Source organism: Rhodopila sp., assembly GCF_035548235.1.
Taxonomy (GTDB): domain Bacteria; phylum Pseudomonadota; class Alphaproteobacteria; order Acetobacterales; family Acetobacteraceae; genus Rhodopila.
Map to the genome: position 1 here is coordinate 1 of NZ_DASZTJ010000283.1, position 9,123 is coordinate 9,123.

At 66.5% G+C, this 9,123-nt stretch carries 8 protein-coding genes; all 8 read left to right on the plus strand.

Features of this window, described 5'->3' with window-relative positions; all coding sequences use genetic code 11:
• A partial coding sequence (locus tag VHB27_RS22945; RefSeq protein ID WP_325604988.1) for a branched-chain amino acid ABC transporter permease occupies nt 1-816 on the plus strand: 816 nt, incomplete at its 5' end.
• 17 nt (nt 817-833) lie between these two features.
• Nucleotides 834-1,808, plus strand: a complete 975-nt coding sequence (locus tag VHB27_RS22950) for a D-2-hydroxyacid dehydrogenase family protein (RefSeq protein ID WP_325604990.1) — start codon at nt 834-836, stop codon at nt 1,806-1,808.
• A 195-nt stretch (nt 1,809-2,003) separates the two neighbouring features.
• On the plus strand, nt 2,004-3,194 hold the full coding sequence (locus tag VHB27_RS22955) for an ABC transporter substrate-binding protein (protein ID WP_325604992.1): 1,191 nt from the start codon (nt 2,004-2,006) through the stop codon (nt 3,192-3,194).
• Between the two features lie 69 nt (nt 3,195-3,263).
• Complete coding sequence (locus VHB27_RS22960; protein ID WP_325604994.1) at nt 3,264-4,463, plus strand: ABC transporter substrate-binding protein; 1,200 nt, start codon at nt 3,264-3,266, stop codon at nt 4,461-4,463.
• A 6-nt stretch (nt 4,464-4,469) separates the two neighbouring features.
• Entirely contained in the window at nt 4,470-5,330 is an 861-nt protein-coding gene (locus VHB27_RS22965) for a branched-chain amino acid ABC transporter permease (protein ID WP_325604996.1), read from the plus strand.
• A complete protein-coding gene (locus VHB27_RS22970) occupies nt 5,330-7,135 on the plus strand; it encodes an ABC transporter permease subunit (RefSeq protein WP_325604998.1) in 1,806 nt (601 codons plus the stop codon). Before VHB27_RS22965 ends, VHB27_RS22970 begins: the two co-directional genes overlap by 1 nt.
• On the plus strand, nt 7,116-7,865 hold the full coding sequence (locus VHB27_RS22975) for an ABC transporter ATP-binding protein (RefSeq protein WP_325605000.1): 750 nt from the start codon (nt 7,116-7,118) through the stop codon (nt 7,863-7,865). Before VHB27_RS22970 ends, VHB27_RS22975 begins: the two co-directional genes overlap by 20 nt.
• Before the next feature lie 28 nt (nt 7,866-7,893).
• Nucleotides 7,894-9,084, plus strand: a complete 1,191-nt coding sequence (locus tag VHB27_RS22980) for an ABC transporter substrate-binding protein (protein WP_325605002.1) — start codon at nt 7,894-7,896, stop codon at nt 9,082-9,084.
• The last annotated feature ends 39 nt before the right edge of the window (nt 9,085-9,123 follow it).

The window sequence follows — 9,123 nt, forward strand, 5'->3', positions numbered from 1 at the left end:
CAGGCCGCCTATTGGGGCGCCGCGGCGTATATCACCGGCGTGCTGGTCAGCCATTTCGGCCTGCCAGGGTGGTCCGGCTTCCTGATCGGCGTCGCTGCCACCACCGCGATGGGCGTGGTCTTCGGCTTCATCATCGCACAGAAGAAGGGGATCTATTTCTCGATGATCACCTTCGCGTTCGCCGAGATCGTCTATTTCGTCGTCAACCAGTTCCCGCACTATACCGGCGGCGAGGACGGGTTGCACGACGTGGTCCGCGGCACGCTGTTCGGCCTCAGCCTGGCGGATGACCGGGTATTCTACTACGTCGCCCTGTTCTTCGTCGTGCTGATGGTGCTGTTCGTCTTCCGCATCCTGGCGTCGCCCTATGGCATGGCGCTGGTCGGCGCGCGCGAGAACGAGCGCCGCATGCTGAGCGTCGGCTACAGCGTCTACCTGATCCGCGTGCAGGCCTATGCCCTGTCCGCCTTCATCATCAGCGTCGCCGGTGCGCTCTATGTGCTGAACCACCAGTTCGTCAGCCTGGAAGCCGTCTACTGGCGTGCCTCCGGCGAGCCCGTCATGATGACGCTGCTGGGCGGCGCCGGAACGATCTTCGGGCCCTTCGTCGGCGCCGGTGTGGTCCTGCTGATGCGCAACACCCTGTCCACGATCACCGACAGCGGCAGCCTGGTGCTGGGATGCCTCTTCGTCGTCATCGTCATGGTGTTCCGCCGCGGCATCCTCGGCGAACTCGTGCATCGCCTCGCGCATCGCGGGGACCGGCGCGGCGTCGCCCCGGCCGCCGACGCGAAGCGCATCCCCTCCGCCCACTGATCCGAAGGTCCGCCGCCATGTTCCGTGTCGCGCTGCTCGACGACTACCAGGACGTTGCCCTGAAGATGGCGGACTGGACACGCCTTGCCGGCCGCGCGCAGGTCGATGCGATCCACGATCATATCCCCGACGTCGACCGGCTGGCAGAGCGGCTGCGGCCGTACGACGCCGTGATGATGGTACGGGAACGCACCAAGTTCCCGCGGCCGCTGTTCGCGCGATTGCCCAACCTCAAGCTGCTGGTCACGGCCGCGATGTGGAACGTCGCGATCGACCTGGACGCCGCGACCGAACATGGCGTCCAGGTGACCGGCACCGGCGACTGGTCGTTCGCCACGGCGGAGCTGGCGTTGGGCCTGATGATCGCGCTGTCGCGGAACATCACGATGGAAGACCGGGCGATGCGGTCCGGAGGGTGGCAGACGACGCTTGGCGCCGGATTGCACGGCAAGACGCTGGGCATCCTCGGCCTTGGATCGCTGGGGGGCCAGATGGCGCGGTTCGGCCAGGTACTGGGCATGGAGGTGCTGGCCTGGAGCCAGAACCTGACGCCCGAGAAGGCCGCCGCCGCCGGCGCGCGCCATGTGTCCAAGGACGAATTGCTGGCCCGGTCGGACTTCGTATCAATCCATCTCAAACTGTCGGACCGCACCCGAGGCCTGCTGGGTCCTCGAGAGCTCGACCTGATGAAGCCCGGCGCCTATCTGATCAACACCTCCCGCGGTCCGATCGTCGACGAGGAGGCGCTGTTCAGGCACCTGCGCGACCGGCGCATCGCCGGCGCGGGCATCGACGTCTACGGCGTCGAACCGCTGCCGGCCGATCATCCGCTGCGACGGCTGGAGAACGTCATCCTGCTGCCGCATGTCGGTTACGTCGTCGAACAGAACTACCGCGTCGTGTACGGCGAGACGCTGGAAGACATCGAGGCGTTCCTGGACGGCCGCGTCCTGCGCCCGCTCAACGCGCTGCCGGCGCCGCGCTTTCCTTGACCGGCCGGTGTCGATGGGAAAGCGATGCCGGCCGCATGGCACCTATCGCCCGCGCGGCGGCTCTACCCCTGGTTATCCTGCCGGGGAGCGCGCCCGACGAATGCCACCACAGAGTTCTTGCGCACGGCGCGGGCGCCTGTATCTTCCCGCCGCCGCAGGCGGACCGGGTCCGTTCTGCGTGGGAGGAAGAACGCAATGACGATTTCACGGCGCGGCCTGGCCCGCGCGACGCTTGGTTCCATCGCCGCATCGGCGTTGGCGATGCCGGCCCTGGCGGACAGCGAGCCGGTGCGCATCGGCTGGCTGGCGGCGCTGACCGGCCCCAGCTCCGCCCCGGCCCTCGGGTTCGACCGCGGCGTGCGCTATGCGGTGGAGCAGATCAACAACGCCGGCGGCATCAAGGGCCGCAAGATCGAATTGGTGGTCCGCGACACCCAGGGCGACCCGACCAAGGCGGTGAACGCGGTGCAGGACATGATCAGCCGCGTGAAGGTGCACGCGATCTACGGCCCGACCAACTCGGGTGAGGCGCTGGCGACCACGCCCATCCTGGCGCGGGCGAAGATGCCGAACATGCATGCCGGCTTCGTCGACAGCCTGATCGACCCGGTGAAATACCCCAACGCCTTCCGCATGGCGCCGTCCAACAGCCAGATCAACCAGGCGGTGGCGGGTTATGCGCTGGACATCATGAAGCTGAAGGACATCGCGGTCGTCGGCGATACCACCGGCTATGCCGCCACCGCCGTCCCCGCCTTCGCCGAAGAGGTGAAGAAGCGTGGCGGCAACATCGTCTACCAGAACCTGATCGACGCGACGCAGCCGGACGTGATGCCGGACATGCTGAAGATGAAGAACGCCAAGGCCCAGACCATCGCGGTCTGGAGCGTGTCCACCGGCATGGAAGCTCGGCTGATGAACGCCCGCGCCACGCTGAACTGGGACATCGCCTTCATCGGCCACCCGGCGATGGGCTCCGGCGAGGTCGGCCACCTGGTCGACAAGCCGCAGAACTGGGAGAAGGTCTACATCCTGGGCTTCCGCAACTGCAGCATCGGCCCGGACGGCAAGCTGCCGCCCCGGACCCAGTCCTTCGTGGACAGCGTCAAGGGCAAGATCGAGCTGAAGGACACCACGCTGTGGTGGGTCGCCAACGGCGTCGACGCCATCAACGTGATCGCCAAGGCGGTCGAGGTCACCGGCTCCACCGCCTCCCAGCCGATCATCGACTACTGGGACACGCTGTCGAGCTATCCCGGCTATTATGCCGACTATTCCTGGAGCAAGACCCAGCACAACGGCTTCCCGTCGAACGAGATCGTCATGTCGGAAGCCAATTCGCAGACGAATGGAGCGTACCGGCTAGCGCCCGGCTATAAAATATGATGCATTCTGTGGGCGCCGGGCGTAACAGACCCGGCGCCCACAGAATGATCATAAAAAGCGGGAGGACGCATGACCATCACACGCCGCGGGTTTACCGCGGGAACGGCCGGATTAGCGGCGACAGGCCTGGCGGCGGCAAGTCTGGCACGGCCTGCCATCGCCGACAGCAGCCCGATCAGCGTGGGTTGGATGGGCGCCCTGACAGGCCCCCTGGCCGCCCCGTCCATCGGTTTCGACCGCGGCATGCGTTGGGCGCTTGAGCAGGTCAACAAGGCCGGCGGCATCAAGGGACGCAAGATCGACGCCGTGGTGCGCGATACCCAGGGCGATCCGACCAAGGCAGTGAACGCGACGCAGGAACTGATTTCCCGCGTTAAAGTCGATATCTGTTGGGGACCGCCGAATTCCGGCGAATCGCTGGCGACCACGCCGATCATGGCGCGAGCGAAAATGCCAAGCCTGCACCCCTGCGTTGTAAATGCCCTGATCGACCCCGAAAAATATCCGAACGCCTTCCGCCTCGCGCCATCGAATATGCAATGGGATGAGGCCGTTCGTAACTACTGCTTGAAGATACTAAAAATTAACGAGGTCGCCATCTTCGGCGATTCGACCGGATATGGCACGTCGGCGGTCAAGGACTCCGTCGCGGGCTTCACCAAGGACAAGGCCAAGATCGTCTATAGCGGGGTCATCGATCCCAATCAGTCCGACGTCACGCCCGACCTTCTGCGGATGCGCGATGCCGGCGCCAAGGCCCTTGTCTGCTGGAGTGTCACCACAGGCCTCAATTCCCGCATCATGAACACGCGCGCCGCGATCGGCTGGGACGTCCCGATCGTCGGTCATCCGGCGCTTGGGACGGGCGAGGTCGGCAAGCTGGTGACCAAGCCGTCCAACTGGGCAAATGTCTACATCGTCGGCTATAAGAGCTGCAGCTTCGGAGCCGACGGCAAGCTGCCCCCGCGGTCGCAGGCTTTCCTCGATCGCGTGAAAGGCAAGATCGAGCTGTCGGACTCGGTGCTGTGGTGGGTCACCTGCGCCGTCGACGCGATCGATCTGATCGGCCAGGCGGTGAAGCAGACCGGCTCGACCAAGGCAGACGCGTTCATCGACTACTTCAACACGGTGCAGCACTATCCCGGTCTCTTCGGAGACTACAGTTTCTCGCCGCAGCAGCATAACGGCTACCCGACCGAGGAAGTCGTGATGTCCGCTGCTAATTCACAACGCGAGGGCGCATACGCCCTGGCACCAGGGTACGTCTGAGACAGAATGCTTCCATCGATCCTCGCCTCCGGACTGGCGATCGGCGCGGTCTACGCACTGATCGGCATCACCTACAACACGATGTTCTCGGCCTCACGGGTCATGAGCTTCACCGCCGGACAGCTTGGCATGCTGGGCGGCGTTCTCGGGTCGCTGTTCATCCTCCGGCTTGGGCTGCCGCCCATCGTCGGCTTCGTGGTGACGCTCGCCGCCTGCGCGGTGGTGGGCGTCATCACCGAGGTCGTGGCGGTGCGTCCGGTGCTGAGCAAGCTGGACCAGCACCTGTACGTGCTGTCGACGCTGGCCCTGGCGCTGATGATCCAGCAGGTGACGGCGATCGAATGGAGCACGGAACCGCAGCCCTTCCCGCGCCTGTTCGGAATCGGCAACGGCGGTCCGTGGGACGAGAAGTTCTGGCTGCCGCTGGTGGCCTGCGCCGTGGTGGTGATCGGCCTGGAATATCTCTACCGCCGAACGCTGGTCGGCCGAGCGTTCCTGGCGATCTCGGAGGATAATTTCGCGGCGCGGGCGCTGGGCTTGCCGGAGCGGAACCTGCGCATCGCAAGCTATGCGATGGCCGCCGTCATCGGCGGGATCGCCGGTTTCGCCTCGGGCGAGCTGCTGCTGGCCTTCTTCGCCAACGGCGCGATGCTGAACTTCTACGGCTTCGTGCCCGTCGCGCTGGGCGGACTGGGGAACAACCGCGGTGCCATTATCGGCGGCCTGGCGCTGGGGCTGTTCCAGCAAGCGGCCAACTTCACCTTCGGTGGCGTGTTCGCCTCGGTCGCCGTGTTCATCGTCTTCATCGTCGTCCTGTTGGCCGCTCCGCAAGGCCTGTTCGGCGCCACAGCAGCCAGGCGGGTGTGATGGATACGAACGTCAAGACGGCGCCGGCCGCCATCGCCACGAAAGCCGCGGCGGGGGGAGGCTGGCGCGGCTCCCTGCAATTCGTCATCGTGCTCGCGCTGGCGATCGTCCTGCCCTTCGTGGGCAACGACTACTGGACGCTGATCGGCACGCGCGCCGCGATCTATTGGGTGTTCGTTTCGGGACTGAACCTGGCGGTCGGCTTCGGCGGGCAATTGGCCATCGGCTATGTCGCGCTGCTGACGCTGGGCGCCTACACCGCCAGCGTGCTGGTGGCGGGCAATCTGGGACCGGCCTGGCCGGCGCTGCCGGCGCTGGGCGCGGCCGGCGCCGTCGGCGCGGTGGCCGGCGTCATCATCGGCCTGCCGGCGCTGCGGCTGCGCACCTTCTATTTCGCCATGACCACGCTGGGCTTCGCGACGATCATCACCCAGATCGCGCTGGCGTGGCAGAGCGTCACCGGCGGCGGCATCGGCGTGGCCGGCCCGGTCCTGCCGGCGCCGTTCGACAACACGCTGGGGTTCTACTTCTTCTGCCTCTGCGCGGCGGTGATCTGCACCTGGATGACGGCCAACCTCGCCCGCAGCCGGTTCGGCCGGTCGCTGGTGGCGGTCCGCGACGCCGAAGTGGCGGCGGAATCGACCGGGATCTCCAAGTCCGGCCTGCTGATGTCGGTGTTCCTGTTCAGCGGCGCGGTCGCGGGGATCGCGGGCGGCCTGTTCGCGACCCTGCAGTCCTATATCACGCCCGACGCCTTCACCTTCGATCTGTCGGTGCTGTTCTTCATCGCCATCCTGATCGGCGGCCGAGGCTCCATCATCGGGCCGCTGCTGGGCACGGTCCTGCTGACGGTGCTGCCGGAATTCGCCGCGCCGCTGGTGGCGTGGTCGACCTTCCTCTACGCCGCCCTGCTGCTGGTCATCGTGCTGGCGATCCCCGGCGGCATCGCCGACCTGCTGGACTTCGCCAACCGCCGGCCGCTGCAAAGCGGCCGGGCGATCACACCTCGGCCCGGAGGGCTGGGGGAATTGCTGAACCACGGGAGCGCGAAGCAGGAGATCACGCTGAAAAGCGTCGTGCTGGCGTTCGGCGGCGTGCGCGCGATCGACGGCCTGGACCTGAGCATCACGCCGGGCCAGGTGCATGGCCTGATCGGCCCCAACGGCTCCGGCAAGACGACGACCCTGAACGTCATCAGCGGCTACTACAAGCCGGAATCCGGCGGCGTCACGCTGGGGTCCAACGACCTGATGGCCGGGGCCCCGCAGACCCGCGCCAGGCTGGGGATCGCCCGCACGTTCCAGACCCCGCGTTCGATCGGCGAGGCGTCGGTGCTGGAGAACGTGATGATCGGCGGCACCGTCGACGGCACGGCGACGTTCGTCGAATCGATGCTGTCCCTGCCCCGCCACCGGCGAGACGAAGCCGCCCTGCGCAAGGAAGCGATGGCGGCCTTGCGCGCCGTTGGCCTGGACGCGTTGGCCGCCGTCCGCGCCGACAGGCTGCAGCACAGCGAACTGCGCTTCATGGAGATCGCCCGCGCGCTGATGCTGCATCCGCTGTTCCTGCTGCTGGATGAACCGGCGGCCGGGTTGTCGCCGGATGAGATCCGCCGCCTGGGCGAGTTGATCAAGGCCATCAGCAAGTGCGGCACCGGCGTGCTGCTGGTCGAGCATCACGCCGACCTGATCTTCGACATCTGCGATCATGTGACGGTGCTGAACCTCGGCAAGGAACTGGCCGCCGGCACGCCCGCCGATATTCGCGCACATAAGGAGGTCGTCAGTGCCTATCTCGGCGCCTGAATCCCTGCTGGCCGTCGAGGGCCTGCGTACCGGTTACGGCAAGATCGGCGTCTTGCACGATGTCAGTCTGACAATCCGTCCAGGCGAGGCGGTCGCGCTGCTGGGCCCGAACGGCGCCGGCAAGACCACGCTGCTGCGGGCGATCTCCGGCTTGCTGCCGTGGGAATCCGGCTCCATCCATTTCGGCGGCGACGACCTCCGCGGCGTCGGACCACGCGAATCCGCTCGGCGTGGCCTCGTGCACGTGATCGAGGGGCATCGGGTGTTCACCCAGCTTTCGGTGTACGACAACCTGCTGCTGGCCGGTTACGACGTCCCGCGGTCCGAACGCTCCAGGCGCGTGGAAGAGGCGCTGAACTTCTTCCCCGAGATCGCCGCGAAGCGAAACGATCGCGGCGGCGCGCTGTCCGGCGGACAGCAGCAGATGCTGGCCGTGGCGCAAGGACTGGTGCGCCGGCCCAAGCTGCTGATGCTGGACGAACCGTCCGCCGGCCTGTCCCCGGTGCTGGTCGACCGCGTGCTCGCCGTGGCCAGGCAGCTGCGCGACACCGGCACCGCGATCCTGCTGGTCGAACAGTTGATCGAGAAAGCGCTGGCGCTGGCCGACCGCGTCTATGCCCTGGCGCGCGGACGCATCGTGCTGGAGGCGGAGACGAGCGAAGCCGACCTGCCGCACCGGCTGGAGCATGCATATTTCGGGCAGGACGTCCCCTCGGCGATCCACGCCTGAACAACTTGGTCAATACCCGGAGGAAACAATGAAGGTAACACGCCGTACCATGTTGATGGGCGCTGCCGCGGGGGCGACTGCGACCGCCCTGGCGCGCCCGGCGATCGCTGCGTCGGAACCGATCAAGATCGGCTTCCTGCCGGCGCTGACGGGGCCAAGCTCCTCGACCGGCGTGGCGATCAACCGCGGCACGCTGCTCGCCGTCGAGGAGATCAACAAGGGCGGCGGCGTGAAGGGCCGCAAGCTGGAGATTGTTTCACGCGATACCCAAAGCGATCCCACCAAGGCGGTGAACGGTGCGACCGAACTGGCGCGGCGGGAAAAGGTGAACGTGATCTGGGGACCGCTGAACTCGGGCGAGGCTCTCGCCGCCACGCCGCTGATCGCGCGCGACGGCCTGCCCCAGTTGGACTCCTGCTGGGTGGATGCCCTGACGGATCCGAAGAAGTGGCCGCTGGCGTTCCGCAATGCGCCGACCAACCAACAGGTGGGCGCGGCCGCGACACATTACGCGATCGACGTGCTGAAGGCGAAGAAAGTCGCGATCATCGGCGATACCACGGGGTATGGCACGGCGTCCGTTGACGCCTATGTGCCGATGGTTGCCCCGAAAGGTGGGACGGTCGTCTACAAGAACGAAGTCGACGCCAGCAACCCGGACCTGACCCCGGAACTGCTGCGGATGCGCAATGCGGGCGCCGAGGTCATCATGCCATGGAGCGTGAATGCCGGCTTCCTGTCCCGCATCATCAACACGCGGGGCCAGATGGGCTGGGACGTGCCGATCGTCGGCCAGACCACGCTGGGATCAGGCCAGACCAAGGCGCTGCTCGCCAAGCCGGAATACTGGGGGAAGGTGTACCAGAACAATTTCCGGCCCTGCAGCTACCTTCCCAACGGCAAGCTGCCCGACCGGACGCAGGCGTTCGTCGAGCGCCTGCGCAAGAACAACATCGAGATGGGCGACACGCTGCTGTGGTGGATCGCGCTGGGTTACGACGCGCCCTTCCTGATCGCCGACGCGGTGAAGAACGCCGGCAGCAGCCCGAAGGAGATGGCCGGATACTGGGATACCCTGACGAAATGGCCGGGCGTGTACGGCACGCTGACCTTCACCAAGGACAACCACAACGGCTATCCGGACGATGAAGTGGTGATGTGCCAGGCGAACTCGTTCCGTGACGGGGCATTCAACCTGGCGCCTGGCTACGGGACCTGACGAAGCCGCTGTCTCGGGGGGGGGGGGGGGGGGGGGGGG